This window comes from Roseibacillus persicicus, from assembly GCF_014651675.1.
In the GTDB taxonomy this organism is placed as follows: Bacteria; Verrucomicrobiota; Verrucomicrobiia; order Verrucomicrobiales; family Akkermansiaceae; genus Roseibacillus; species Roseibacillus persicicus.
Window position 1 is genome coordinate 291,980 of the sequence record NZ_BMXI01000001.1, and the last position, 26,657, is coordinate 318,636.

Sequence of the window (26,657 nt, forward strand, 5' to 3'; positions counted from 1 at the left end):
AGGAAAGTCGCCAAAGACGCCACCTCTTTCTTTGCTAAGAAACGCTTTCGACAGCCATTTTTCCCTTTCCTATCGCATAAAACCCCGAAATTCGTATCGGCCTGTCATTGACAGAAAGAGCGAGCTAGGGAACGAAACCGCCATGGACAATCGGGTCGAAACAATGGCGGAAGCCGATGTGGTTCTCATCGGCGGTGGAGTAATGAGCGCAACCCTCGGAGTTCTGCTCCACCAGCTCGACCCCACTCTCAAGATTCAAATCGTGGAGGCCCTCGCCGAAGTGGCCAAGGAAAGCTCCAACCCCTGGAACAATGCCGGCACCGGACATGCTGCCCTTTGCGAGCTGAACTACACCAGCGAAAAGCCTGACGGCTCCATCGACATTTCCAAGGCGCTCAAAATAAACGAAGCTTTCGAGCAGTCAAAACAGTTCTGGTCCTTCCTGACCAAAGCCGGCGTGCTGCCCCAGCCCGAGCAATTCATCCAGCCCGTTCCGCACATGAGTTTTGTCTGGGGCGACGAAAACCGCCGCTATCTCAAGGCCCGCTACGAGACCATGAAGCAGCACCACTTTTTCTCCGAGATGGAATACTCGGAGGACCCCGCGGTCATTCGGGAATGGGCTCCCCTACTTCTAGAAGGCCGGGACCCGCGCGATGTGGTCGCCGCCACCCGCGTGAAAACTGGAACCGATGTCAACTTCGGCGCCCTGACGGAAAGCCTGGTGGAATACCTCGATGCGCAGGACGGCATTCGTCTGGCCACCCACCACATCGTGAAAGATCTGGAGCGCCGCAAAGATGGTCGCTGGCGGGTGGAGGTGCGCAACCTCACCAAGGGCATCAACCGCACCATCGACACTCCCTTCGTATTCGTGGGAGCAGGTGGAGCGTCTTTGCCTCTGCTGCAGAAATCGAAGATCAAGGAAGGCAAGGGCTTCGGCGGCTTCCCCGTCAGCGGACAGTTCCTCGTCTGTGACAACCCCGAGGTCGTCAATCAGCACCAGGCCAAAGTCTACGGAAAGGCCGCAGTCGGTGCCCCGCCCATGTCCGTCCCCCACCTCGACACCCGCGTCATCGATGGCAAGCGCTCCCTTCTCTTCGGGCCCTTCGCTGGATTCTCTCCCAAATTCCTCAAGACCGGTTCCATTCTCGATCTCCCGAGCTCGGTCAAGCTCTCCAACCTGACTCCCATGCTCGCGGTGGGAGCCAATAATCTCGATCTAACCAAATACCTCATCGAGCAATGCCTTCAGTCCCCCGAGGACAGGCTGGAAGCTCTGCAGGAGTTCTTCCCCGACGCCCAGTTGGACAACTGGAAACTCGTCACCGCCGGCCAGCGCGTGCAAGTCATCAAGTCCGACGATCACAAGGGTGGAGTTCTGCAGTTCGGAACGGAAACCATCGTTGCCGAAGACGGCTCCCTCGCCGCTCTCCTGGGGGCTTCCCCCGGTGCGTCCACAGCGGTCAACATCATGCTGGACCTCATCGCCAAAGCCTTTCCCAAGCGTCTGCCGGAGTGGACCGCGCAACTGAAGGAGATGATTCCCAGCTATGGCACCACCTTGGCGGAAACTCCCGATGCCTACCGGGAAATCCGATCCGAAGCCGACACCACTTTGGGCATCAACTAAAGAGGGATGGAGGGTAAGAACGGGAAATTCCGAATTTTTTCCAAATTCGTTTCAAAATTCCCTTGCATCCCCCACGAGGAGCCTTTAAGGCTCCCGCCCCGCCGGTAACACGGAGGGTCAAGCAACACAAAATGCGTGGGTAGCTCAGTCGGTAGAGCAGTTGGCTTTTAACCAATTGGTCCTGGGTTCGAATCCCAGTCCACGTACCACTTTCGAAACCCGCTAAGCCCCAAAGGCCTAGCGGGTTTCCTCGTTTCTAGAGGCGGTGAATTAGTAACATAGTAGTAACAGTTCATAACGTCCGGCTAAGTTCGGGGAAGGCTCAGAGCCCCTTCAACAGCCCTCCCCGTTAGCCGAGGATTGAACGTCTCGCGCGCTGTTCAGAATTCACCGTTTCATCCCTCAGAAAGACTTAGGCATTCATAGCCTCAAATCTCGTCGATTCCTTTTGGTTCATCCCTCTCTTTCAAAGAGAGCTTTCATCAGCGGACCTTTTCTCTTGGCTGACCACCTTGATCACGGGAAAACAAGCTTAGCCCTTGCCTCAAATTCGCTTCAGCCTGAAACCCCTTCGTCTTCCCATCTGGACTTCACCCACCAAGGGGCCCAGTTGGCGCGGAAGCTGCCAAGCTCCCTCAAGGCCTCCCAAATCTCGATTGCTGTGTCTGGATACAGAGTGATTCCCCTGTTTTCGCCATTCAGTATCACCGCCTGCCATTGAATCGCGGCTTGAATGTGAGGCTTTCTCATCAAGCGGCTTGCACTGGCTTTTGCTGCACTTTTACTCATGACATTCGGATAAGCCTTGAGGTAAGCCACATACGCTCGTCTTCTGAAGGTGAATAGGCCATTACCGGTTTCGCCTAGAACGTAGTAGCGGGCAAAATTCCAATGACGAATACTGATCACCTTCTCTACCTCTGCTCTCATTGGTGGTAATTTTGTCGGACGAGTTTTGTTAACTTTTCTCACGAGCAACGAGGGCCTACCTCGCTTTCCCTGGCGTTTGAAAAGCTCCACAAAACCACGTCGTTCCGCTTCTTCGAGTACAAGCCTACTAATTTCGTGATTCCGTTCCAAATGACGACTCGTGACCTCACCCCCATTTCGTTCAATGGCACTCTCTATGGCAGCGAGTTTTTCTACCGTGAGGACGTTCTTTCTCATGATAATATGATTGGAAACCAAAGGCGGATGAACTCTCCACTTACCTCGACTGAGTCCGTTTCCATTAGTGATTCCCGGAAACTCCACACCACTCAAGATTTCGGCACCGTGGTTTCCGCTCGTTTCTTTTTTAGTTTCCAATTCAAGGCTCTCGTTTCCTGTTCTCCCCCTTAAGAGGAGAAACAGGAAACCGACACTAGCCTAGGCTGGCATATAACGGCCATTGTTGATCCGTATTTTCCCATCAGACTGAAGCGTTTTCGCCCACTTCGAAATGGTGCCTTTTGCTTTTCCTAGCTCATTGGCAATATCGGAAGCTGATGTCATTCCTCCAAGAATCATATCCAGCATCTGCGACTTGGGGTCGTAGGTCTCAGTGGTTACTTCGGCCCTGCCACCGGTCGTATCAATCTTCCAAAGCAAGGGAGGGGCATCTGCAGCTGGACAGTTTCGACACTTGGTAAAGCGAGTCTTGAATTGGTGTGACGACTCATCGCCATCGCCTGACTCCTCCAAGCTTACGATCCAATGCGCAGCATCCTCCCGACGACTCGTGCCTCGAATCAGACCGTTGCGTCCTGCGTGACAAACCAGAACCACAGCGATGCCCCTTCGCCGAAGATCGAGAAGCCATGGTCCGACTCGTTCCCAAGAATCACTTTCATTTTCGTTCAAGCCACGAAAAGCCGTTGAGAGATTATCCAGAATCAAAACCTTAACACCTTCGGTCTCACATAGTCCAAGGAGAGCGATTTGCTGTGACGGGTCTGCCAAATTCAAAGTGATTTCATCATTAGAACGCTCGAAAAGTGATTCATGGCTGAGAACGTGAAACTGGGGGCTTCGAATATCTAGTAGCTCACAACGCTTTTGAAGGTCGGCAATGTTCATTTCTGAATCGAGATACAGACACTTTTGTTTGAGGGGAGCTTCCCAGTGCTGACCTACGCCCATACCTTCCGAAAGAGCTTTCCCCATGAGAAGACTGAGCCAACTCTTCCCAACTCCACGCGGCGCGAAGAGAATCCCATAGTCACCTTCACGAAAGAATGGTGAGAGATAGGTTGCTCTCTCTGGAATCTCTTGAGCGAGAAAAGCAGGTGCAGAAGCCAAGGAAGCAGCGAAGGCACTTTCCAAGGCGCTTTTGTTCTCCTCGTTCTCGGTGGCCTCTAGAAGTCGCGGCCCGTTTTGAATACCCGCCTCCATTCGTTCTCGAGCTAGCGCTTCCTCGGCCTTTGTAAGTTCTTTTGATGCGCTCATGATGCGGAGTGGTCGAGGTAAAGAAGGGTTGCGGGCACTTTGGTTTTCTCGTGTATGCAGGAGGGCATTCTCAAGGGCGCAGATGAGCACGAGTCAAGAAGGACAAGGTCTATCCGTAGCCCGGGAGCGAGCGTTCTCACTGCCGTGAGAGCATCTTGGGACGGTCTATCAAACCAGAGATGGAGACTCTTGTTTCCGGTGTCGATAACAGCACGGAGGTGCAGCCCGAGCTCCTTTTGACAATACCCCGCCAAGGCATGGCTAAGGACTTTGTTCCGCCTCTTCTCCTCATCGGTGACAGGCTTCTTGCCAATCAAATCGTCGCTCTCGATTACGATGAAGGGACTGGTAATCACATTATCTTTCGAACGACTGACTGAGCCTGCTTGGAAATGCCCGGCTGCAACACGAGACGGAAGTGAGCTTTGTCTTATCCACTCCCGACAGGTCTTGAAGTTCTCCCGATGCTTCTCTTTACCAGTCTCGTGACACTCCCCCATCCAGATAATCGCTTCAGGAGGAAAAAGAACGTCTATGAATGCAAAAGTCGCCAAGGCTGGAGTATCGGCCCATACTGGTGAGCTATACCAGAGATCCGCCCGCCAATCTTTGGAGAGGTAGGGTCTCAATTTCTCATGGAGATTTTCACGTTGATACCTAGTGAGAGTTTCCTGCTCGAGAAGTTCCCTTTGCCGCTTCTTCGACTGGGTGTAGGCAATCCGATTCTGCTCGGCCCATGCTCGCCGATCCGCTTGAGATGGCCGTAGAGAGCGTTCGAGCTGAACCCCTAGCGATTGAGCTACTGATTCGATGGCCTCAAAGCTACAGGGGTTGAGTCCTGTCTTCTCAGCATGGAGGTCAATGAGGGAACCCGCACGACCACAAGAGAAACAATTGAAAAGCCAAACCCCTTTCCTATCGTCAACAATGCACGAGGGCGTTCTATCCTCGTGAAAGGGACAGTGAAGAGACAGGCTGTGAGCTGTTCGCTTCTGAATATGCTCCGAGTGATACCGTTCAAGATAGAACGGCAGTCTCTCTTTGAGTTCTTCCAGCTTGATTGACTGCTTGATGTGGCTAACCTCGTCAGGTCGGACTGCAAATCGACTCTCTGAGGAAGCCACTCGAAAGAGTGGCTTTTTCATTACTCGGACTCCTCCTTGTTTTGGTTCTCAGGTAAGAAGCTTTCAATGTAGGCTTCAATCGACTTCGCATCGAATAGACGGGTCGCCCGCGCCATCCCGGGCTCTTGCAGAGACACGGTGCGAATCTTTCCTTCTTTACCGAGTCTCCAAAGCTTAGTGCGACTGATGGAATAGATAGCCACAGCTTGCTTGTCGCGAAGCCAGAGGGCCTTTTGATTCATGGAGGTTAGGTTCATGTTCGTATTCATGACGCCCAACAGTAGACATTCTCATGCCACTACGTTCCACCCGCTGAAAGAGAAGTTTACTTAATTTCCATTTTTTCTCTTCACCTTCGCGGTTTTCACAAAATTGCGAAACTCAAGCCAAGTAATCTCCTTGAGTTTGGAAGCTTCCGGATTCGAGAAGCAGCATGGATTGGCATCAGACTTGGGATCTCTTATCCCACCGAGATATTTGAACACACTCGCCGGGGTCGTCTTGGCATTTGCCTTCTCGAGCCGTTCCAAAGACTTTGCAATAAGCAGCGTCCAAGGGTGAGGCTTCTTCCCTGGCGGGTTGATCAAAGCGGATCTGACTTTCTCCTCCAAATCACCGTTCCCAAAGAACTCAAAGAGAACCTGACGCCTGCCATAACGGACGACGGATTGTAGAAGATTCCAAAAACTCTCGGACTCCTTTGCTTGGGTTAGCCAGCTATTCTCCGACTCTCCCATTGCCGTCTTCATCATCGAGTCGATTCCTTCAGCGGCTTGAGCAAACAAAGCGGCCTGCTCCCCTCCTCCCTCGGCTTCCGGTAACTCCTTGAGAGACTTGGCCCATACTATTTCTTTCCAAAACTCCTCCTTGGGACTCAGAGGCTCTAGCTCCCTTTTGAGTTCTTGAACTCGTGGATGAGAGTGAAGCGTCCATGTTAGAGAAGCGGGAGGGTGCCACCCCCTACCGCGATTCTGCAAAACTACCGGAAACAGCTCTTTGCCCTCCTTCCCTTTTCGGCTTTCGACTGCCTTGAATCGTCCTCCTCCAAAATCTGCTTCCACCCATCCTCGCTTAACCAATCTTCGAGCTTGTTCGGGCTTTCGCACCTGACTTTCCGCTTCTTTCAGAAGACGCTTCTCCCAGAATTCGAGGTAGCGCTCCCAATGCAAATCAACTTCAGCGGTATAGGCCATGCCCGGCTCAAGTGAACGAACCCAAGAAATTGTCTCAGCATACTCCTCGAAAAGTTCGATTTCCCACTCAGGAAGCTTCTTTTGAACCCTCTTGGAAGTCACACGATGATACCAGGCGAGAGGCATCCGATTGAAATCTCGCCGCTTCTCACTCGACACCGCCGGGCTCGGATCCAGAACAAACAGCCCCTCCTCGTCTTCATCGGTTACTACCCAACGCCAAGCTCCCTTCTCCTCCTTGAATTGGATTGCCACCAATGCTTGAGCAGGAACACTCTTCCAATCTTTCGCCGCAACCTTCCCTCCAAGCTCCCAGCCCAGCGCATCGAGAAACTCCCTGAATTCTTCGATGCCCATCCAATGGCCTTTATCCCAGCAATTGCTCCCCCAAAGCGCCTTTCCTGCTTTAAGGACATCCTCAAAAGTCAGCCTCGACAGCATGGCCAAGCAGGCAACGGCACACGAGGTTCCTGATCGTTGAGTGATTCGGCGCATCTTCCGCAAAGCCTTCTTTTCCGAGCGGATTTTGAATTCTTCTAGATTCACTTCTGCTACTAATTTTTACTCCAACCATCATTTGAGAGCTTCGGCCAAATCTTCGGGGTAGATATTGAGAACCTTTACCCGCCAATGGTCGCCGCTTCCGGCCACTACTCGACTTCTCAACTTGAACTCCATTTGATTAAACATCGGTTCCAGCAAGCCCAGAAGGGGCCGACATCAACTAGCCAACATCTGAACGCCCCCTTGACGAGCAATTTGAGCTTATACCTAATCTTGAAGAAGACTCATCAAGCTATCGTAGCTCTCAATGACATCGTAGCGAACTTCGTCTTGAGTGATCTTTGCGAAGAACTTTTTCGCACAATCAATCTTGGCCTTCTCAATCTCGCGAAGCTGCAGTGACGACATCGATCCCTTCGTCTCAGCAATGAAGTAAAGATGCTTCACTTTTCCGCTCTCGAAGGCAATTGCCCAGTCGGGGTTGTAATCACCGACCGGAGTGGGGATGGAGAAGCCTCGCGGAAGTTTGGCGTAGACGGTGACCTCGGCGGAAGTGTCCAAGTTTCCCACAAACGTGCGCTCTCCCTTGGAGTCGGTGAACACGTAGTCATAGATGTGGTTGTTTGCCTTGTAGGCTTGGCTGAAGTCGGCGTGCTTGGGACTAGTGAAAATGGTCGAATCAAAGCGCTCATCGACCGGGTCATAAGCGAGATGCTCGATGATGGCGGTTGCTTTTTGCTCCTTGATGAGCCGGGAGGCCTGCGTGATGAAATCCTCGGGATTCGTCCGGAATTGATTGAAGACCGGCAGCTCCAAGCCTTGCAGAATGCTTCCGACCGTTCGACGAGTCAGCTGGGTGTGCGCGGCAATCTCGCCAATGAGATCGTAGGAGACTGTCGATTGGATGCTCTTGGCATTGTATTCCGTTTCTTGAGCCCGAAGAACGAAGCTCTTTCCCGCTTCGAGACTCTCTTGCGAAATCTCGTCTTCTTGCTGCCCTTTCTTCAACTGGAACTGCAGCTTAGCAACACGCAAGTTAGTGTTCACCGCCTTGATTGCCTTTTGCACCAATTCTTCGCTATCAAAGGCCACCGTGTAGGCCGCTCGGTGATTGATGCGTTTCCAGAGTTCTTGGAATTCCTTCTTCTGGAAGTTCTCATTGAGGCGATTTTCCTTCGCGGCCCGGTTATCCACAATCTGCGGCATCGCGGCGTCAGAGAAGACGGTGTCGATGAGGACCACTAGCGAGTCGGTGTAGGCTTCCAATTCCGGAGGCAGCTTCGCCAAGGTCCCGTTCTCTTTCGCTCCGTGATACTCCTCCGTAATGAGGTCTCCCTCATCGATGTAATCGTGCTTGATGAGATAGCGGTGAATCTTCTTCGCCAAGCCCTTGTCGATGGTGACCTGCTGCCCCTCGGCATCGGTGATCACCTTGCCTTCAAAGAACGACTCTGTAGCCATCTTGGGACGACTGGACAGACTGTCGCGAATGTCCGCTTGCAGCCCCTTCACGAAGACTTCGTAGGATTCGTTTGCGATGACGGTGAGCTGATTGATCTCGTGTGCCGTCGCCGGGTCGTCCAAACGCTCTCCATCTTGATTCACACAAAGCCGCATCCCACGTCCCACCTCCTGACGGCGGGAAACGGTGTTCTCGCTGTGCTTCAGGGTGCAAATGACGAAGACATTGGGGTTATCCCAGCCTTCGCGCAAAGCGGAGTGGGAGAACAGGAAGCGGGTGGGCTCTGCAAAAGACAGCAGGCGCTCCTTGTCCTTCAAGATGAGGTCGTAGGCCGAGACGTCATCGGTCAGCCCCGCATCTTCCCCTTTGGCTTTGACCTTGGGGTCGATGAGGCGTCCTTTCTTGTCGATGGCGAAGTAGCCATTGTGCGTTTTCTTCGGAGCGATGCCTTTGAGATATTTTTGAAAGCCGTCTTCGCCGAGTTCCAAGTATTCGTTCAGAAGCTCGTTGTATTCATCCTCAAAGACTTTGGCATACTCCCCTGCTTCTTCCTCGCCCTCCTCATTGTAGCTACGGTATTTGGCCACCTCATCGATGAAGAAGAGAGTCAGCACCTTGATGCCTTGCTCGTGCAGCTCCCGCTCCTTCTCCAAGTGCGCGCGAATCGCTTCTCGAATCTGGATCCGTCGCAGGGCCTCCTCATTGAGATCACCCGAGACTCGTCCCACCGGAAGCTCCTTGCCGTTGGTGAAGATGATTTTGTCGTGAATGGCATCAATGTCGGAGACCACGTAGCCTTGGTATTGGCCCAATTCCCCGGAAAGCTCGAAGAGATTATCGCCTACCGATATCCTGCGCAGGGTGCGCTTAATGTGGCCGCTCTTGGATTGAATCTCGAACTCCAAGCGCGCCACGGGTTTGGAGCGGGAAAGAGTCAATCCTTCCAGGTAAAGATAGCTATCCGTGCCCGTGAGCCCCTTCTGAGCAATCCCGTGCACCGCAATCTTCTTCACCAGCTTCTGATTGTAGGCATCCAGGGCATCGAGACGATGGACCAGGTTGTGCGTGGTCTTGTGAGTAGCCGAGTAGCGCAGCACAAAGAGGGGGTTAAACTCCTTGAGGGAGTCCTGCGTTTTCTTCCCTTCCATCCGCTGGGGCTCATCGAGAATCAGAATGGGCCGGTTCGCCTTGATGACGTCGATGGGACGACGGGATTGGAAGTCATCCAGCTCCTCGTAGATCCGGCGCTGATCCTTCCCTCTGGCGGCGAAGGCCTGCGTATTGATGATCATCACATTGATACCCGCGTCGGAGGAAAAGGACTCCAGATTGTGCAGTTGCTTGGAGTTGTAGATGAAGAAGCGGGCCTTCTTGTGATAATCCTGCAGAAAGTGCGCGCTGGTCAGCTCCAAGGACTTCTGGATCCCCTCGCGAATCGCAATACTAGGGACCACGATGATGAACTTGCTCCAGCCATAACGACGGTGCAGCTCGAACATGGTCTTGATGTAGACATAAGTCTTCCCCGTGCCAGTCTCCATCTCCACATCGAGGTTGACATCGGCGTTGACGGTCTTCACGAGGTTCTTGGACACCGTCAGGTTTTGCCCGCGTTGAACAGATTTGACGTTTTCCAGTAGGGCCTCAGTCGGCAAGGCCAAGTCGGCATTACGAAAAGCGTTGTCCTGATAATCCATTTCCTTCTGCCCGTCCGTCCCCTCCTTTTTGCCCGGATCAAGACGGTAGGTAAGTCCGGCCTGTTTGGGTTGCCCCATAAAGCAATCGACGACGGCGTGGACGGCGGCTGCTTGGTAAGCCTTGTGGGTGAATTGGAGTTTCATGGGGCCGGGTAGGGACTAATTGGTGGCGCGAGCATCTGGCGTAAAGTCACATGCTTGTGCGCCAAGGTCACATGCCTAAGCTGCAAAATCACAAGGGGTGCTTAAAGGAGAATTGACTACGGCGAAGAGTTTGCACGGAAGCTAGCTGGAAATCGGCCAACGATCCGCCAGAGTGGGTTGCAAATGTTCGGCTTGTTTCATGGGTTCCAAGGAATTGGGGTCTTCGAAGGCATTTCGAAACAAAGCAAAGTTAGTTCCTGTAATGCCCGACTGATGACAGGCGTTGGAAGGAAAGGCGATGCCCGCTACAAGTTGCGGTATATTGTCAACCAGTCCGAAAACCTTTCGCTCAGCAATCGCGGCACCGATCTGATGTAGGGGGAGGGACTCTCGCTTCATCCGGCGATCGATACCGGCAAAGAAGTCGCGTTCCTCAAGTCCAAAAGTAGCCCAACTGCTCTCATCCTGTAGATCAAGTAAAAGCCGACAACGCAAATAGGCAATGAACTGGTGAGCTTCACCAGTGGGGATGTGGAAGCGATACTCCCTCTTTGCGGTTTCGCCCTCAGGCGAAACATATAGGGCGTGGACTCCCATGGCATTGCACCGGTTGGGGTTCCCTGTAACGTGGAGCAAAGAACGGGGATCGCACTCCTGATAGGTTCTTTTAGGGACTACTCGGTGGACGCAGCCGAAGAAGAATGTCGTTGGAGCAGTGGTTTTCTGCGTTTTGTATATCAGTTCCATCAATCCTAGCGTTTAACTAGGATTACCCTCTAAGATACGTGCTGCCAAGCCCGCAACTGCATCGACATCTCCTTCCAGGATGCACTGCCGGGGCGACGCGTCTTCCAAGCTCCAATTGTCCGCTCCTAACCAGGCATTGAATTCAGCCTCGCTCATTACGGTTCGCAAGCGGGCGATCAGCTCGAAGTTGCGCAGACAGTCCTGCAGCCGATCATTGTCGGGGGTGGCAGAAAAGGCCGCTGCGGAAACCGGCCGATCCAACGATTGCGAGAGAATGGTGGCCATCTCTTTGCCACGATAGCCAAAGATTTTTCCAATTTTCTTGCCGCACAAGCGGCTTGGCTTGGAATCGGAGTAAAGGTCGGCGATTCCCTTGAGACCATCCCTCGCGTCATCAAGAAGGGTAGGCGCTTCCGTCCAATCGGCGACCGCTTTGCTAAAGGCTTCGCTAAGCTCGTTCTCCAGATTCTCCAAGTGGTGGGCAATCTCCACTCGTCCCTTCAAGCGCGGATATTGACCAAACAAGCGCGAAGTGAGAGCTAGCGTCAAAGTCGATGGCTCCGCAAAGACGATCACGAGGTAACTGGCATTGCCCTCGTCATTCAACCTTTCAATGACGGGGTGGATATCCTCAAGAAAGCGCTCCGGGTAATCCTCCTCAATCACGGTGGTAAAGACCACGAATTCGGGCAGAGTGGCCCGCTCTACAAGTCCCTCCACTTCATCCTCATAGACATCAACTGCCACATTGGCCGCATCCAAGAAGGCCTGCATCTCGGCCTTGCCCAACAAATGGGCCTTCAACTCGGCTAGCTGCTTGTCAACCAGAGCGGTGGCCCGGGCAATCGCTTGCTGACTCTGAGCTTTCTTGGAGGGTTTGCGGTTCCGATTCTTTAACATTAGTCGGTTCTGTCCTTTCCTGAGGACTTTATTCCCTAACGCCTGTCCTGCGACCGAGCAGAGCGACGTTTTGCGGGGTTTAACCGGGGCGGTGCTCACTTTCGTTGCGCTCATCTGATTTTATTTTCGTATCTCTAATTTACACTTGAACTGGTTTTTAGCACGGGATTCCTCGTCTTTCCTCCCTAGCCAAACTCCACCCTAACAGGCGGAAGGCGGGGAGAATAGGTTTCATTGCTATAAAATCAAACGAAAATCAAAGATTATTCAAGCCTCATTAAGGTTCTACTCTGTCTGCAGCCATTTTCAGGTGATCGCTCAAATCGCCCGCACCTCGGTGTGGGGGCTGAGGGTCTTGAAGAGTTGCTCCACGTTGATGCGGGCGGCATCGTCGGCAAAGGAAGCATCGCGGAAGACGGCCCGCAGGGGATGCTTCTTGGCGAGGGCTTTGGAGAAATCGTCACCGAGACCAGCCTCGAAGCAGGCCGCTAGGGCGGCGTCCTCATTCTGCCCATTGCCGGGGGCCACGAAGAAAACTTCCTTGCCCGCGATGGTCTCGCGCGTGATGGGGAGCGCGAGGTCCACTCCCCAATCGAGCATCACTTGGAAGAGGAGGTCCTCAGGGCTGCGGTCGGGCTTGATGTTCTCCACCGCGAGGTCGAGGCCGTCTTGGGTGGTTTGGTCGGGGCGCTTGTAGTAGTCGCCCGTCATGTTGGAGCTGTCGACTTTGAGGACGCGAAAGCCAGTGTCGAGCTGGGCCAGCTTGGCGGTGATTTCGTTATGCTTTTCGGAGCCTGGCAATTCGCCTTCGAGCTGCGCTGTCAGTTCTTCTCTGATCTTCGCACCGGCGCGGCGGATGCGCTCTTTGCCAATCTCGGCAATGGTCGCGTAACCGGCTTTGAAGGCCGCTGACTTTTCATCACAAGGCTCGGGGAGTTGAACTTGGATGTGCCGCCTTGATCCTCCGTCTTCGGCGTTGAGTTTCATGACGGCGTGGGCTGAGGTTGCGGATCCGGAGAAGAAGTCGAGGATGATGTCGTTGGGGTTCGCCCCAATGAGAGCTATTCTTTGTAAAAGAGCGACTGGTTTAGGTGTTGAAAACGACGGACCATCAAAAAGCCTTCCTAGTTCCTTCTTCGCCTGATCACTGTGACCTACATCTTCAAAAGACCAAAAAGTTTGCGGAGTAACAGCACTCTGAACTTCTGACAGAAATCGTTTAAGTCGAGGTCGAGAGGTTCCTTCAACGCCAAACCAAATACGATTGTCAGATATTAGCTCATCAATCTTGTCTCGGTTGTAACGCCAGCTGCTCCCATCGGGAGGAAGAAACTCCTCATTGGTTTTGGGAGACTTGATTGGAAAGATTGCATATTCACGCGCTTCAGTTCGAAGCAAATTATCACTCGTCCACCTTCCTCGAGAATCATTGTCCGGATTCTTATAAATACTAAGTTGTTTTTCGGTTCTAGGCAGCCCATTGAGAAAGACTTTTTCCGAACGTTTACCGTAAACAACGATATGATCGTGTGATTCCGAAATGTGTCTCGAGTCTGATTTTGTGCTATACTTCTTTTGCCAAATAATATTCGCAATAAAATTTTCGGCTCCAAAGACCTCGTCAGAAACTCTTCTCAAGTTAGCGATTTCATTATCATCAATCGAAATAAAAATCACCCCATCCTCCCTCAATAAATTCCGCGCCAGCTTCAGCCTTGGGTACATCATGCTAAGCCACTCCGAGTGATAGCGGCCTCGCGCACTGGAATTCTGCTGCCACTTTTCCTCATCGAACATCTGATTCCCGTCTTCATCGACGTCACCTGAGAGCTCCCGATAATCCTCGCGCGTCATGGAGTAGTTATCGTCGTAGATGAAGTCGTTGCCGGTATTATAAGGCGGGTCAATGTAGATCATCTTCACCTTGCCAAGGTAGGTCTCTTGCAAGAGCTTGAGGGCATCAAGGTTGTCGCCCTCGATGTAGAGATTCTCGGTGCTCTCAAAGTCCATCGACTCCTCGCGACACGGTCGCAGGGTCTTGGCGATGGGAGCATTGGCCGTGGCCAGCGCCTCCCGCTTGCCCGGCCAGTCCAAGCGATACCGCTCCTGCGGCCCCTCCACGAGATCCGCCGACAACTCCTGCCGCAGGAGGTCGAAGTCGATACCGCTCTTCACCGAGCCATCCTCCGTGAGGGTCTCGGTCATGCAGTTGGGAAAGAGTTCGGCGAGCTTTTCAATATTTTCCATGGTGAGGTCCTTGGAGTGGAGCTTGAGTTTGTTCATGGGAGAGTGGACGTTGTTCAGAGTTGAAGGGCGCTTTCAGGAAAGAAGTGGGCGATGGTTTTCCAGAAGACTTGGAAGCTGTGGGACTGAATCCGAGAGGAATCGAGATGGGGAGCGATAGCGTGGGCCTTTGCGGTCTTGCTGGAGACACCAGTGATTTTGGCGAGTTCTTCCGAAGGGTTGCCGAGACTGTCAGGATTTCGGAATCTTGCGGTATTGGTGTGGTTGGTTGCGCGAGAGTGAGGATAGGCTTGCTGAATGGCTTCCATGTCACCCAGCAACCAAGCTTCCAACTCTTGGCAGACGAGGCGAATATGATAGGGCTTCCCCGTGGTGCGAGCCCGTTCGCGGAGTCGCTCCTTCAACACCGTGCAATCGGCACCATCATTGTCCCGCAAGATGATGAAGTGGGGAGAAAGATAGGACCAGCTGCGCATCTTGTGGGGAAAATTTTTCTCGAGATCGGCTTTCCCCTGAAAGGCAATAATTTGCCAATGGATCCCCTCCACTAAACTGGGGTAGTATCGGGTAAAAAGCGCGACAAGGGTGGCCCGCATGGAGGCCTCTTCAGAGAGGATGACGATCATATCCCAGCATTGAGGCGGTTGGCGACTCCGTTGAACTCCCCCTGCTCCCAGAGGGTGCCCGGCTTCCAGCCTTCGGCAACTTGTTCGGCGAGAATCTTGTCGTTCTTCACTCGATGAATAGCCGAGATGCCTTTTTCCTTTTCAATCAAATAGAGACTATCGAGGGGGACTGCATTGAGAAACTGTGGGGAGTGAGTTGAAACGAAGACCTGGCCCCCACGACTGGCATATTCCATAAATTCTTCGGCAAGAATCTCCATCAACTCGGGGTAGAGCTGATTCTCCGGCTCCTCCACGCACAGAATGGGATGAGGCAAGGGGTCGTGCAGTAGTATGAGGTAAGCGAACATCTTGACGGTGCCATCGGAGACGTTCTTATCGATAAAGGGATCTTTAAAGGCTCCGTCCTTGTAGCGCATCAGGAGACGCCCGTCCTCGGTGAGCTTGACCTCGATATCGTCCACCCCCGGGACCCGCTCGCGCATTTTTCGCTTCACTTCCTCGAAGCGTTCCGGGTGATGCTCCATCAGGAAGCGAGCGACGGACGGAAGGTTGTCACCCGAGGCGGAAAGGTGCCGCGCATCGTCGTCGTCCTTGACCCCGCGGGCGTCGCCGATGTGGAAGTCGGAGATGTGCCATTGCTCGATGAGGGTTCGGAAGGCTTGCGCCGCTTTAAATTTGTCAAACTGTCCCAGCCCTTTGATAGCTAGGGTGTCGGGAGAAGTTAGCTTTTGAAACTCTCGCTCTAGCTCTTCGTCGGGCTTGGTGAAATCTTCTTCATTGGTGATGGCGTAGCCTTCGCCGTATTGAAAGTTGAGAAAGCGGTAAGGACTGCCATAGCGGCCGCGCTTGTAACGCAGCTCTTCGTGCGCGACGACTGGCTTGCTATCTTTGTTCTCAATTTTGAGAGCATAGGTCACGAGGCGGTTTTTTCCCGCAATCTCCATGCGGAATTGAATCTCGATCTCGATCGCTTCCTCCAGATGACCTCGAGTGACCACCTCTGAGAAGCCATTACGCCCTCCTTCGCGATTGAGAGCGGTGCGGACATTGGTTTCCAGGCAGCTCTTCAAAAAGGCAAAGGTCCGGAAGAGGGTTGTCTTTCCTGAACCATTACGTCCCACGAAGGCGCAGAAGGAAGGTAGATCGGTAAGGTCAACCGACTGCAAGGACTTGAAGTTTTGGATCCGAATGGTTTCGATGCGCATGGTGAATCTGTTGAGAACTGTAGGTCGACCTCTCCTAAAATTGCACCAAGAATGAACCGTAGTTGTGAAATCGTCCAGAAGCCGGAGTCCATTTATACCCGAAATCGAGTATAAATGGGTCTAAGTTGGTATTTTCTAGGATTGGAGGGTGTCGAGTTGGTCTTTGAGAAGATTGAGTTCCTGATTGAGGGCCACTCGACGGTTAAACTGCTTTTCACGGTTCGCTTTATTCTGAAGGGCTTGGATTTGGCGGGAGAGGAGTTGGTGCTGCTTGTTGCGGAGGATGAGGGCTTCGAGGGGTTCGTTTGACCGGGCGGAAAGCGGAAGCAATTGCTCGAAGAGGATGAGGTAGAGCTTTTCGAGATCAAGGGCGGTGGGGAGAACAAGAGGTGATGAAGATTGCGGCGTGAAAGGCGTGGAAAAGCGGGAGCCGAGAACGTGACCGAATAATTCACTTTCGCTGGGACGCTTGTAGGCGGCTGAGTAAGCCAGATGGCCCTCGATATTCTTCAAACGAAAGATAATGGGATGCGGGATGCTTTTGTCGAGGAAGTCGAGGAGGTCGGGGTGCACGTCTTTCCCCTTGAGGGCGAGATGAAAGACCTCGATTTCAGCTACGGCGGGAGTCGCCGGGAGGTTGATAGACTCTGGCGAGAGCTTGGCATGCCAAATGATATCTTGGACCTGCGACGTCAACAATTCACGGATACGCGTGGATGGATGGCTATTGGCCAGGAACTTGGCCTTGGCGATCTTGCGGTTAAGCAGGGAGGCTGGAGGGCAAATAAACATCGGTCTGCTCACCTTAGCCAAATCAGTTGTCTGCCCTTCATCCGCCCGCTGAGATCGAACTTGGCTTGAGCTCCACGACCTAAGCCAAGACCGTAGTAGAAGTTCGCTGAAATAGAATATCCCTCTTCGGTGCGCTGAATCTCCAACTCCAAAACAGACTGAGGCTCGTCAGGCAGAAGCTCTCCCTCTCTCGCAAAAACCCCGGGATCCTTTAGATAGTCATCTCTCATGAAGAAGCTGACCAGAGAAAACAAATCAGCGGTAGCGGGAACTTCAGCAAAATCCTCGCAAAAAGAGTGGGGTTCAAGGAGCTGCTTCATCATGGCCGTGGCATGGGCAGGGCGTCGAATTTTACCAAATTCTTTCAGAAGTTGATTGGCGTTCATGGTCTGATAACAAGAAAAGCGATGAGCTCGAAATCGTCGAGCCCCTTGATGGAACCGACCAATGCGCTCGTGCCGCCAGGGGTAAATAGGCTATCAACGTCTGACTCTTCCTTGACCTCAATCATGGAACGAATGGCTTGGTCGAGGAGGTCGGAGTAGCGATTCATCTTGCGGCCGTCGTCGGTGGCCGCGTTGAAAGATTGGCAAAGCTCAGCAAGGGGCTCACTCCGGCCTCGACAGGCGGTGCGGAGGAGGTCGAGAAGACGCTTGGGCTCGGTGTGCTTCACCTGAACGTCTCCATTCTCCCCCACGAAAACGAGATAGTAGGGATGGAGGCGGTTGAGCTTGTCGATATTGACCTCTTCGATGCGATTGCGGAGGGCAAAGATGGCTCCGGGATGAAGCCCCCTCGCGGGGTCTGCGGGTACCACGGCATGAATCCCATGAGGGGTGCGGGTTATGTCTCCGTGCTCACGCAAATAACCGAGGAGGTCCATGCGAAAATCATTGAGCCCGAGGTCGGTGATGGAGATCCCGGTCTTGAGGTCTTCCATCTCGATGACTTCGTCTTGGAGCTTACGCAGTTGCTCTTTGCGGTATGAGACTTCGTTGGCTGCAGGGTCGAGAACGTTGTCGCTCCCAGTGCCAGTCATATCGACGATGACCATGCGGCTTTCTACGCGCTCCTTGAGGTTGATGTATTCGTCCAGCGAAAGGTCGGGCCAGTAGTTGACGAGTCGGATGGACTCGTTGGGAGAACCAATCCGGTCCACCCGACCAAAGCGCTGGATGATGCGCACCGGGTTCCAGTGGATGTCATAGTTGATGAGGTAGTCGCAATCCTGCAAGTTCTGTCCCTCGGAGATACAGTCCGTGGCAATGATGAGATCGATCTCGTGGGACTCATCCGGAAGGAGGAGGTCTTTCTCCTTAGAGCGAGGAGAAAAGAGAGTGAGGACTTCTTGAAAGTCGTGAGACTTTGCGAGCGTGGTCTTGGGTGCTGAAGTGCCGGTGATTTTTCCGACATGGAGACCAAAGCGGGCAAGGTGGGTGTTGGCGACTTGCTCATAGAGATAGTCGGCGGTGTCAGCAAAGGCGGTGAAGAGGAGAACCTTCTTGTTGCCTGGGTTGATCGGGTTTTCGACCTTCTGTTGCAGATGGGTAAGGAGGTGCTGGAGTTTCTGGTCGTGCCCTGGAGTGACTTTATCCATCTCAGCAAGAAGGTCGGAGGCGATAGACGAATCAGCCGAGAGCTCGCGCGCCCAACTCGTGAGATCGAGGTCGTCGAAGTCAAAGTCCCCTGCCGATTGCGAGGGGTCTGGAAAATCGTCTTCCTCAAAATCAAAGTCGACGGAGAGACCGGCGGCCTTTGCTCCTTTGGCAAGTTGACCAGATTGAAAGGCTTCGATTCGCTCCAGAGTTTGGTGAATGTTGCGGTAGAGCTTACCCAGCGTGATACGGAAGGAATGAACCGAACTTTCTAACCGCTTGAGCAAGTTGACCGTCATCAAGGACTTGATGCCCGCTTGCTGGCCTTCGAGTGAAACGTTGCGAGAGATTCCTTCGAGGTCTTCGTAGGAGCCTTCGTATTTGGATCGACGACTTGGGAGAAGGTAACTTGCCGGAGTATAGACAGCGAGGGTTAGAGCAGTGAGGGAAGCGTGAATCTCCGAAAAGGATGGCACATCTTCGCGCTCGGTGAGTGGTGGTCGAAAGGAGATCGGCGGGCGACGAGTGGGAAAGGTGCCAATCTCGCTGGTGTCGTAGTGGGTCTCGATATGCTTGCGGGAGCGAGCGATGGTGACGCTATCGAGAAGCCCAAAGAACTCGAAGTCGAGGGAAGAAAGGATGGCCTCGGAGGTGCGTTCTTCCGCTGGTAATTTGCTCCAGCGAGTGAAGGCCGCCTGCGCTTGACGAAAAATTTCCTCGACCGAATTGTCGGTGCCAAGCTTCTCGCGAAGAGTCTCGGACTCGCCCTCGTAAGCGAGCGCGAGTTGGTTCTTAAGATCGGAAAAGCGATTGTTAACCGGCGTAGCCGAGAGCATGAGAACCTTGGTCCGCACCCCAGAGCGAATCACTTGATTCATGAGGCATTCGTAGCGCGACTCTCGCTCTTCTTCGCCCAGCTTGGCGTTGCGAAAGTTGTGGGATTCGTCAATGACCACGAGGTCGTAGTTGCCCCAATTGACTTGGTTGAGCTTGAAGCCGTAGGACTCCCCAGAGGTGCGCTGGAGGTCAGTATGGTTGAGCACGTCGTAGTTGAATCGATCAGCGGCCAAGATATTCGTCTTAGCGTTTCGATTATAGGTGAGCCAGTTGTCAGACAACTTCTTTGGGCAAAGCACGAGAACGGACTTGTTGCGAAGCTCGTAGTATTTGATGACTGCGAGAGCGGTAAAGGTCTTACCCAAGCCTACGCTGTCGGCAAGGATACAGCCGTTGTAGGTCTCAACCTTGTTGACGATACCAATGGCGGCGTCTCGCTGAAAGTTGAAGAGCTTTTTCCAGACCACGGTGTCTTCGTAACCGGTCTTGTCGTTGGGAAGATTGTCTTCGTCGATGTCGTCTAGGAACTCGTTGAAGATGTTGTAGAGGATGACGAAGTAGATGCACTCGGGGGAGTTCTCCGCGTAAACCGTCGAGATGTGCTCGATTACCTCGTCAGTGACGTCACGAAGCTTCTCTTCGTCCTGCCAAATTTGCTCGAAGGTGGAGAGAAAGCTCCGGGTCATCTCGGAGCCTGAGAACTTGTTAACGAGATTAGAGAAAGCTTCACCCTTTTGATAACCGAGGTCCACGGAAGTAAATCCCTGAAACGGGAAATAGACAGAGGGCTCGGAATTCGGAGAATTGACGCAAGCCATCGGCTGCATCGCGGCCTTGGTAGCATTGGAGCGGAAGGTGGCCTTGCGACGAATCCAGTCCGCGCACTCGCGGGCAACGGCCTTTTGATTGAGTTTATTGCGAAGTTGAATCTCGAACTCGGTGCCGTAGAGGCTTCGCTCGCGTTCAAGCTTGGGGATGAAAAATTCGCGCTGTTCTTTCCGAATCTTATCCGTCGCTTCCCCGTGAGAGAAAGTTGGGGAGGTGAAAATGAATTCGAGTTCGTCGATTTGCTCCAACTCATTCTTGAGAGCCTGATAGGCGAACATGGAGAAGCAAGAAGCAGCAATTCGAAGCTTCGAACCCGTTTCAAGAGCTTCCTTGAGATTGTCCCCTAACAGGGAGTTGACGTTATCGATGGTTTCCATCTGATTTATCAAGAGAGTGAAGGAGAAATTGAGGATAAAAGAAACACCAATCGCATCCTCATGTCGTTCCGTAGCGTCTCATGAGGCCTTGTCGAGCACACATATCTCTGAGTTAAAGGTCTCGCAGTTAGGGATCAGCCCACACTCACTCCAGGGATACGCTCTACTCCCTCTCTCAAAGTTTCCAATTCAAGGTGGGTATAAATCTGATGCGTCGCGCTTTCGGTATGGCCGGTCATCTTCTGGCGGACCTCCTCCGAAACATTGGCCTTCGCAAGCATCGAGGTGAAGCTGTGGCGCAATGAGTGAAAAGAACGAGAAGCGGTCTCACGGGCGGCGCCGTCCTTGGTTCTGCGGGTGACGTGACGCTCTATCTCGGCAGCGTTCATGATGTCCTTGAAGCGAGAAGAAAGACCATTGCGTCCACTTGTAGAAACTTTCGCCAAGGTCGGAAAAAGAGGGTTCGCGGCAAAAGGCGCGGGCGGGTTCTCTGTGAAATAAGCGACAAGCTCCGAGTGAAGGGGGATTTCCAAGACCTTCTTCTTCCGGTCGGACTTGCGCGGCATAAATCGCAGGACTTGGCGTTCGAGATCGATATTCCCTACCTTGAGCTTAGCGCAATCGGTGAGACGAAGGCCCGCGAAGGCTCCCAAGAGAATGACTCCCCGCCAATCCACATTAGGCGAAGATTCGAGAAGCTGCTGAATCTCGGCAGGGGTAAAGGGCTCTCGAGAGGTCGAGTCATCCTCGTTGACTTGCTTCACCGAGGAAGCTGGGTTTTGAAGGAGAGCAGACGCTTTGACCGCATCCCCAAAGATGGAGCGTAGGCACTTGAGCTTGTGATTCGCAGTTTTTCCGGTGCGTCCGTTGGCGATAACGGAATCCCGAAAAGCACGGATATCAGCAGAGGTAACCGTCTCGAGGTGATTGTCGGCTCGTTCGCCAAGAAAGTTGAGGAAGTCCTTGGTGGTGGAGCGATAGAAGCGAACGGTCGCGATCTTGGTGGTAGCCTCCTTATCCTTCATCCATTCAGAGAACCACTCTCGGCAAGAACGTTCTTTCAAACTCCCCTGCCCGGAAACTTCCATAATCTCACCAATGAGACGCCGAGCATGAGCGGGGTTAAGTCTACCCTTGAGAGCCAGTTCACCGGCCTCGCGCACCTTGGAGAGAATGGCCTCGGCGTGCTTGTCACTCGCGCCCGCTTCCGCAAGAGCCTCCCTTTCAAGCTGATTGGCTACCGCTAGAGCCTCCTTTTTCGTGGTGTGGCCCGTGGTCTTCTTCACCTGCTTAAACCCACCGTCCGAAGTGGGAACCCGAAAGAAAGCGTAATACTTGGAAGACAGCTTGCCCGAAGGCTCCTTCATACGATGAACGGTTGCCATGGCGAAATAGTAGTAACACAGTAGTAACAGTCAATGGTGTTTCACTACGTTCACCAAAATACGATTCATTGATTTAACAAGGATTACAGCACCTCCTCGAACGTAATGGACACAAGGAATCGAATCCTGGGTTCGAATCCCAGTCCACGTACCACTTTCGAAACCCGCTAAGTCTCCAAGGCCTAGCGGGTTTCCTCGTTTTAAGATGAGCCCTTCGGGGCACCATGACTCCGCAGCAGACAAGCTGCTGCTAGCGAAATCTTTTCCAGCCTTTGGCTCTCAGGAGCTTCTCTATCTTCCCCCTCTACTCCTCTTTGCTCGAGGGTGTGATGGTAATCGGAACGCGAGCCAGGGTGCGGCGATCTTGGGCTGCTATGTAGCGAATCTCAGCCTCTCCAGCCTCGTCTGGGGCCTCAATCCCGGCAGGTGACTCTGCGTTGGCGTAGACATACTTCAGCCACTTCTTCTCGGGAGTGTTTTTGGGCACGATGGTGATGAAGTCGCCCTGATTATTGGGCGCGGTCCACTCGACGTTCACCTTGCTCCCAGCTTCGGCGCTGGCGGCCGCCGTGAGCACGATGGTCGGGGCTTCGATGGTGATGGGAATGCGAGCGAGGGTGTCGCGACCTTGACCTGCAATGTAGCGGATTTCCGCCTCCCCCGCATCGAGGGGCGCGGCGACCTTTAGGGGCGAACCGATATCGGTGTAGGCATACTTTGCCCATTTCTTCTCGGGCAAGTCCTTGGGCACCACGGTTATAAAATCGCCCGCGTTGTTCGGCCCCGTCCACTCGATTTCCACATCCGATCCCGCGACGATGGTTTCGGGAGCAGACAAGGTCACGGTCGCTTCGGTGAGCTCAATATCGACCCGAGCAAGGGTTTCGCGCCCCTGACCCACGATGTAGCGAATCTCGGCAGCGCCCGGGGTCATGGGAGCTTGGATTTGGGCCGGCTGATTTTTCTCATCGGCATAGGCATACTTCGCCCACTTTTTCTCGGGGGTGTCCTTGGTCACGATGGTGATGAAATCTCCCGGCGTCATGGGGCCCGTCCACTCCACGGGCACGGTCGAGCCGACGACTACGGACTCGGGCGCGGAAAGAGTCGCCGCAGCTTCGGTGAGAAGAATGTCCGCGCGAGCCAGCGTGGTGCGATCCTGACCCAAAAGATAGCGAATCTCGCAGGGACCTGCGGTGGGCAGACCCGCGACTTTGACCACGGACTCACCCGGCTTGACGTAGGCGTATTTGGCCCAGGTTTTCTCTTCGGCATCCTTGCTGACGATGGTGATGAAGTCCCCGGGATAGGCAGGACCAGTCCACGTGATCTCCACCTGCGAGGCAGCAGTCGCTTCAGTCGCCGCGCTCACAGTCGCGGTCACGGCGGTCAACTCGATGGGACGGCACCCCAAGGTCTTGCGGGTTTGTCCGGAAAGATAGCGAATCTCGGCTTTCTGAGGGTCGGGAAGCGCGGTGATTTCCACCGGACTGCCATCCCGCGTGTAGCTGTAGTTGTCCCAGAGCCGCTCTTCGGTGTCGATGGGAACAATGGTGATGAAGTCTCGCTCATGCCCCTTGCCCTCTCCTTCGAACGCAAAGCCCACTTCGAAGCGCGCCCCCGCAGCAACTGTATCGGGTGCTGTTAGAGTAACCGGATTCTCCAGGATGGGCTCCACTTCCACCTCTTCCTCGGGCGTGACGATAGTGTCGACCGCCATTCCAATCGCGGTGGCCAGCGACGCGGCATCTCCAGCAGGCAAGAACTGTCCTCCAGTCTCGGTCGCCAGACATTCCACGGTGAGGGCGTCCTTGGCCGTGAGGTCAAAGGCCACGACATGCGCGGTGAAGTCGATGCCTTGCTCCTCCAACATCTTGGCGGTGGCACAAGGATCGCGGTCGCAGTTCTCCAGCCCATCGGTGACGAGAATCACGGAGCTTTTCTCCTCCGCGAAATTAAGGGCCTGCGCCGCGAACTCGACCGAAGCAGTGAGGGGTGTCTTTCCCTTGGGCACAATGTTGTTCACCGTGTCCTGAAACTTCGCGCGATCCACCTTTCCCGGAGGAATGAGAAGCTCGATGTCATCGCAATCCCCTTCCCGCCGATGACCATAGGCCACCAGCCCTAATTCCAAGTCCGAAGGCAAGTCGGCCAAGAGCTCGGCGATGACATCGCGCGCAATTTCGATTTTGGCCTTTCCTTCAATCTGACCCCACATGCTGCCCGAGGCATCGAGCACGATGATCGCTTGAGGGGTATCGCCTAGGGAGAAGGTAGCCGTGGCGAGTAAGGTGAATAGAGTTTTCATGAGAAGAAGTCTGTCGGGTTGTGAGATTGCTTATGAGAATCGGATTCTTGATTGTTCGAATGGAAGAGAACAAAGAGTGAGAACTCCAAGAACCGAGATCAGGTGAAACCATTCTCAAGAAAGTGTCACATTCACTCAACTTCTGGAGATCCCCATCAACTTACTAAAAGCAAAAAAGTATATCTTCTTCCATCCAAAACCTGGGAAAAAGCACAGTCTATCTGCAGACCAAACAGGCAGCTTCATCCCAACGCCATATTGTCAAAAACAGCGGCAGCTTTTCGCAACTGCTGACCACAGGAGTCCCCTCACCCGAAAAGACTTTGGAACAACAGGGAAAATCCCCTCATTGAGGAAAATCTAGCCTCTTTCTTTTCCCGAAAATCGGCTAAAGTGGCCCTCCAACAACCCTATGACCGATTTTCTCGTCCTTGGCTCCGGAATTGCGGGCCTCTCTTTTGCCATCAAGGCGGCCGCGCATGGCAGCGTCACCGTCATTACCAAGGGCAAGCTCCTGAACTCCAACACCGCATGGGCGCAAGGCGGGATCTCCGCCCTCCTCCCGCCGGGGCTTCGCGAACCGGGCGACTCCTTGGAAAAGCACCTCGCCGACACTCTCGATGCCGGAGCGGGGCTTTGCCACGAGGACGCCACCCGCACCATCTTGGAAGAAGGAGCCGAAACCATTGAGGAGCTGGTCGCGTGGGGCACGGACTTTGATAAGGATGAAAATGATCCCACCCGATTCTCCCTCGGCAAAGAGGGCGGGCATTCCCAGCGCCGGATTCTGCATGCCAAGGACACCACTGGTCGCGAGATTGCGGAGTCCCTCGTAGAGACCGCCCGCCAGACCCCGAACCTGACTCTCCTGGAAGACCACTTCGCCATCGACCTGGTCACCACGGCCAAGTTGGGCTCGGCGACTGAAGACCGGGTGCTGGGAGCCTATGTGCTGGATAAGGAGACGGGAGAGGTGAAAATCTTTCGCTCGGACCGGGTTGTTCTGGCGACGGGAGGATGCGGGAAAACCTATCTCTACACCACCAATCCCGACTCCGCCACCGGCGATGGGCTGGCGATGGCGTGGCGAGCCGGCGCGACCATTGCGAATATGGAGTTCGTGCAATTTCACCCCACCTGCTTCTACAACCCCGGCGCCACTGGTCCCGAGGCCCGCTCTTTCCTCGTCTCCGAAGCAGTGCGCGGCGAGGGTGCCAAGCTGATCAATGCGGAAGGCCACGAGTTCGTAAAAGACCACGACGAACGCGGCTCGCTCGCTCCCCGGGACATTGTCGCCCGAGCCATCGACCACGAGCTCAAGAAAACCGGAGCCCCCTGTGTCTACTTGGATGTTCGTTCGCTGGGAGACCACTTTGCGGAACGCTTTCCCTTCATCCACCGGACCTTGGTCGACTTTGGCCACGATGCCACCCAAGACCCCATCCCCGTTGTTCCGGCTGCACACTATCAATGCGGTGGGGTGCAAACCGACATCGAGGGCAAGACCACCATTCGCGGCCTCTTTGCCATCGGAGAAGTCGCTTGCACCGGTCTGCACGGGGCCAACCGTTTGGCATCTAACAGCTTGTTAGAAGGCAACGTGATGGCGCGCCGGGCCCTCGCGGAGATCCTGCGACTTTATCCTCCCGGCAAAGACACTCTCCCCGCCCCAGACATCCCGGATTGGGAATACGGGGACACCGCCGCCCCTGACGAGCTGGTCAACATTTACCACAACTGGGATGAGCTGCGCCGCACGATGCAGGACTATGTGTCCATCGTGCGCACCGACAATCGTCTCCGTCGCGCCTCCACCCGACTCCGCAATCTCAAGAAAGAAGTCCGCGAATTCTATTGGGGTCATCGCGTCAATCCCGACATCCTCGAGCTTCGCAATCTCGTCGCCTGCGCGTCACTCATCATCGATTGCGCCATTCGCCGAAAGGAGTCACGCGGAATCCATTACACCCTGGACTATCCTGAACCACGGGAAAGTTTCCAGCGGGATACCGTTCTCCGAAGATTCTAGATTTTTTGGAAAACACGGTCGACGAACTCCGGTTGAAATGACTATGCTACTGAAGATTATGAAGAATACATTTCTCATTCTAGCTAGTCTTGCCGCCCTCGGCTTGGTTTCGTGCACGGGTCAATTGGGCTACGGTCAAATGACTCCACGCGTCAATGTGGAAGAGGTCGAGCGCCAAGAAGCCGTGACCCCCACCCCCAACCCCACCGGGGTGCAAGGATATGACGACCGCTTTGGCGGCTTCCACGGATACGGCCGCAACTACTACTAGTCAGTCAAAACAATCCAACCTCAACAACATACGAACCAAGATGAAAAAACTACTTCTAATCGTTCCCATCGCAGCACTTGCCAGTTGCTCGTCTGTCCAAAATGCTTCCGTTGCCGACCTCAATGGTGACGGGGTTATCTCCGATGCTGAGTTCAAGCAGTCCGGCAAACAAAACTACGTGCAGCGCGACAACGTGCGGACCGAGTCCATGAAGCGCCAAAACGCAGTTGATACCGTGACCGACGCCAGCCGTGCGGTATGGGGAGTTCGCTCACTCAAGGGTGCCTTCCAAAGCTTCTAACACTTAACTTCTCCATTGAGGTGAA

Annotated in this window: 20 protein-coding genes, 1 tRNA gene and 1 pseudogene; 6 read left to right on the forward strand and 16 right to left on the reverse strand. The window is 53.8% G+C overall.

Annotated features, from left to right (window positions below; genetic code table 11):
• The first annotated feature begins 142 nt into the window (after window positions 1–142).
• The gene (locus tag IE099_RS01110; RefSeq protein WP_189566529.1) at window positions 143–1,633 is read left to right on the forward strand and encodes a malate:quinone oxidoreductase; all 1,491 of its coding nucleotides are present in this window, start codon (window positions 143–145) and stop codon (window positions 1,631–1,633) included.
• Window positions 1,634–1,766: 133 nt separating this feature from the next.
• Window positions 1,767–1,842, forward strand: a tRNA-Lys gene (locus IE099_RS01115).
• A 346-nt stretch (window positions 1,843–2,188) separates the two neighbouring features.
• On the opposite strand, the gene IE099_RS01120 is transcribed toward IE099_RS01115, so the two are convergent.
• A complete protein-coding gene (locus tag IE099_RS01120) occupies window positions 2,189–2,941 on the reverse strand; it encodes a hypothetical protein (RefSeq protein ID WP_189566531.1) in 753 nt (250 codons plus the stop codon).
• Between the two features lie 60 nt (window positions 2,942–3,001).
• A complete protein-coding gene (locus IE099_RS01125; protein ID WP_189566533.1) occupies window positions 3,002–4,150 on the reverse strand; it encodes an AAA family ATPase in 1,149 nt (382 codons plus the stop codon).
• An 89-nt stretch (window positions 4,151–4,239) separates the two neighbouring features.
• Between IE099_RS01125 and IE099_RS20740 the strand changes: the two genes are divergently transcribed.
• Window positions 4,240–4,440 carry a hypothetical protein gene (locus tag IE099_RS20740; protein WP_229809334.1) on the forward strand — a complete coding sequence of 67 codons (201 nt, stop codon included), beginning with the start codon at window positions 4,240–4,242 and terminating at the stop codon, window positions 4,438–4,440.
• A gap of 402 nt (window positions 4,441–4,842) precedes the next feature.
• Here the strand turns inward: IE099_RS20740 and IE099_RS21125 are convergent.
• The 14 genes and pseudogenes from IE099_RS21125 to IE099_RS01195 all read right to left on the reverse strand — a co-directional run.
• Window positions 4,843–5,205: pseudogene (locus tag IE099_RS21125) on the reverse strand (CHC2 zinc finger domain-containing protein); the annotation flags it as partial.
• Window positions 5,205–5,441 (reverse strand): hypothetical protein, encoded by a 237-nt coding sequence (locus IE099_RS01135; RefSeq protein ID WP_194598359.1) that lies wholly within the window; start codon window positions 5,439–5,441, stop codon window positions 5,205–5,207. The pseudogene IE099_RS21125 and the gene IE099_RS01135, both read right to left, overlap by 1 nt.
• Window positions 5,442–5,513: 72 nt before the next feature.
• Complete coding sequence (locus tag IE099_RS01140; RefSeq protein ID WP_189566540.1) at window positions 5,514–6,734, reverse strand: hypothetical protein; 1,221 nt, start codon at window positions 6,732–6,734, stop codon at window positions 5,514–5,516.
• A gap of 414 nt (window positions 6,735–7,148) precedes the next feature.
• Window positions 7,149–10,184, reverse strand: coding sequence for a type III restriction-modification system endonuclease (locus tag IE099_RS01145; protein WP_189566542.1), 3,036 nt, complete (start codon window positions 10,182–10,184; stop codon window positions 7,149–7,151).
• A 141-nt stretch (window positions 10,185–10,325) separates the two neighbouring features.
• Entirely contained in the window at window positions 10,326–10,931 is a 606-nt protein-coding gene (locus IE099_RS01150; RefSeq protein ID WP_189566544.1) for an RES domain-containing protein, read from the reverse strand.
• Between the two features lie 12 nt (window positions 10,932–10,943).
• On the reverse strand, window positions 10,944–11,831 hold the full coding sequence (locus IE099_RS01155; RefSeq protein WP_189566546.1) for a hypothetical protein: 888 nt from the start codon (window positions 11,829–11,831) through the stop codon (window positions 10,944–10,946).
• A gap of 318 nt (window positions 11,832–12,149) precedes the next feature.
• On the reverse strand, window positions 12,150–14,114 hold the full coding sequence (locus tag IE099_RS01160) for a site-specific DNA-methyltransferase (protein ID WP_189566548.1): 1,965 nt from the start codon (window positions 14,112–14,114) through the stop codon (window positions 12,150–12,152).
• Window positions 14,115–14,131: 17 nt separating this feature from the next.
• On the reverse strand, window positions 14,132–14,701 hold the full coding sequence (locus IE099_RS01165; RefSeq protein ID WP_189566550.1) for a DUF4276 family protein: 570 nt from the start codon (window positions 14,699–14,701) through the stop codon (window positions 14,132–14,134).
• Window positions 14,698–15,909 carry an AAA family ATPase gene (locus IE099_RS01170; protein WP_189566552.1) on the reverse strand — a complete coding sequence of 404 codons (1,212 nt, stop codon included), beginning with the start codon at window positions 15,907–15,909 and terminating at the stop codon, window positions 14,698–14,700. The genes IE099_RS01165 and IE099_RS01170 overlap by 4 nt, the downstream gene beginning before the upstream one ends.
• A gap of 135 nt (window positions 15,910–16,044) precedes the next feature.
• Complete coding sequence (locus tag IE099_RS01175; protein ID WP_189566555.1) at window positions 16,045–16,701, reverse strand: DUF4391 domain-containing protein; 657 nt, start codon at window positions 16,699–16,701, stop codon at window positions 16,045–16,047.
• Window positions 16,702–16,709: 8 nt separating this feature from the next.
• On the reverse strand, window positions 16,710–17,087 hold the full coding sequence (locus tag IE099_RS01180) for a hypothetical protein (RefSeq protein WP_189566557.1): 378 nt from the start codon (window positions 17,085–17,087) through the stop codon (window positions 16,710–16,712).
• Window positions 17,084–20,338: a helicase-related protein gene (locus IE099_RS01185; protein WP_189566559.1), complete on the reverse strand. Its 3,255-nt coding sequence runs from the start codon at window positions 20,336–20,338 to the stop codon at window positions 17,084–17,086. Before IE099_RS01185 ends, IE099_RS01180 begins: the two co-directional genes overlap by 4 nt.
• Before the next feature lie 134 nt (window positions 20,339–20,472).
• The gene (locus IE099_RS01190) at window positions 20,473–21,723 is read right to left on the reverse strand and encodes a tyrosine-type recombinase/integrase (RefSeq protein ID WP_189566561.1); all 1,251 of its coding nucleotides are present in this window, start codon (window positions 21,721–21,723) and stop codon (window positions 20,473–20,475) included.
• Between the two features lie 304 nt (window positions 21,724–22,027).
• Entirely contained in the window at window positions 22,028–24,031 is a 2,004-nt protein-coding gene (locus IE099_RS01195) for a vWA domain-containing protein (RefSeq protein WP_189566563.1), read from the reverse strand.
• Window positions 24,032–24,443: 412 nt separating this feature from the next.
• On the opposite strand from IE099_RS01195, the gene nadB reads away from it, so the two are divergent.
• Genes nadB through IE099_RS01210 form a run of 3 tightly spaced genes read left to right on the forward strand, consistent with a single transcriptional unit; the run spans window position 24,444 to window position 26,632 of the window.
• The gene (gene nadB / locus IE099_RS01200; RefSeq protein WP_189566565.1) at window positions 24,444–26,060 is read left to right on the forward strand and encodes an L-aspartate oxidase; all 1,617 of its coding nucleotides are present in this window, start codon (window positions 24,444–24,446) and stop codon (window positions 26,058–26,060) included.
• 58 nt (window positions 26,061–26,118) lie between these two features.
• Complete coding sequence (locus IE099_RS01205; protein ID WP_189566567.1) at window positions 26,119–26,331, forward strand: hypothetical protein; 213 nt, start codon at window positions 26,119–26,121, stop codon at window positions 26,329–26,331.
• A gap of 40 nt (window positions 26,332–26,371) precedes the next feature.
• Window positions 26,372–26,632, forward strand: a complete 261-nt coding sequence (locus IE099_RS01210) for a hypothetical protein (RefSeq protein WP_189566569.1) — start codon at window positions 26,372–26,374, stop codon at window positions 26,630–26,632.
• Window positions 26,633–26,657: the final 25 nt, after the last annotated feature.

Bases quoted from the DNA above. Each gene is read 5' to 3' on its own strand.
- IE099_RS01110 (WP_189566529.1), top strand. From the start codon at position 143: ATGGACAATCGGGTCGAAACAATGGCGGAAGCCGATGTGGTTCTCATC.
- IE099_RS01180 (WP_189566557.1), bottom strand. From the start codon at position 17,087: ATGAACGCCAATCAACTTCTGAAAGAATTTGGTAAAATTCGACGCCCT.
- IE099_RS01140 (WP_189566540.1), bottom strand. From the start codon at position 6,734: ATGGGCATCGAAGAATTCAGGGAGTTTCTCGATGCGCTGGGCTGGGAG.
- IE099_RS20740 (WP_229809334.1), top strand. From the start codon at position 4,240: ATGGAGACTCTTGTTTCCGGTGTCGATAACAGCACGGAGGTGCAGCCC.
- IE099_RS01160 (WP_189566548.1), bottom strand. From the start codon at position 14,114: ATGAACAAACTCAAGCTCCACTCCAAGGACCTCACCATGGAAAATATT.
- IE099_RS01150 (WP_189566544.1), bottom strand. From the start codon at position 10,931: ATGGAACTGATATACAAAACGCAGAAAACCACTGCTCCAACGACATTC.
- IE099_RS01175 (WP_189566555.1), bottom strand. From the start codon at position 16,701: ATGTTTATTTGCCCTCCAGCCTCCCTGCTTAACCGCAAGATCGCCAAG.
- IE099_RS01190 (WP_189566561.1), bottom strand. From the start codon at position 21,723: ATGGCAACCGTTCATCGTATGAAGGAGCCTTCGGGCAAGCTGTCTTCC.
- IE099_RS01155 (WP_189566546.1), bottom strand. From the start codon at position 11,831: ATGTTAAAGAATCGGAACCGCAAACCCTCCAAGAAAGCTCAGAGTCAG.
- IE099_RS01195 (WP_189566563.1), bottom strand. From the start codon at position 24,031: ATGAAAACTCTATTCACCTTACTCGCCACGGCTACCTTCTCCCTAGGC.
- IE099_RS01170 (WP_189566552.1), bottom strand. From the start codon at position 15,909: ATGCGCATCGAAACCATTCGGATCCAAAACTTCAAGTCCTTGCAGTCG.
- nadB (WP_189566565.1), top strand. From the start codon at position 24,444: ATGACCGATTTTCTCGTCCTTGGCTCCGGAATTGCGGGCCTCTCTTTT.
- IE099_RS01210 (WP_189566569.1), top strand. From the start codon at position 26,372: ATGAAAAAACTACTTCTAATCGTTCCCATCGCAGCACTTGCCAGTTGC.
- IE099_RS01145 (WP_189566542.1), bottom strand. From the start codon at position 10,184: ATGAAACTCCAATTCACCCACAAGGCTTACCAAGCAGCCGCCGTCCAC.
- IE099_RS01165 (WP_189566550.1), bottom strand. From the start codon at position 14,701: ATGATCGTCATCCTCTCTGAAGAGGCCTCCATGCGGGCCACCCTTGTC.
- IE099_RS01205 (WP_189566567.1), top strand. From the start codon at position 26,119: ATGAAGAATACATTTCTCATTCTAGCTAGTCTTGCCGCCCTCGGCTTG.
- IE099_RS01185 (WP_189566559.1), bottom strand. From the start codon at position 20,338: ATGGAAACCATCGATAACGTCAACTCCCTGTTAGGGGACAATCTCAAG.
- IE099_RS01135 (WP_194598359.1), bottom strand. From the start codon at position 5,441: ATGAACCTAACCTCCATGAATCAAAAGGCCCTCTGGCTTCGCGACAAG.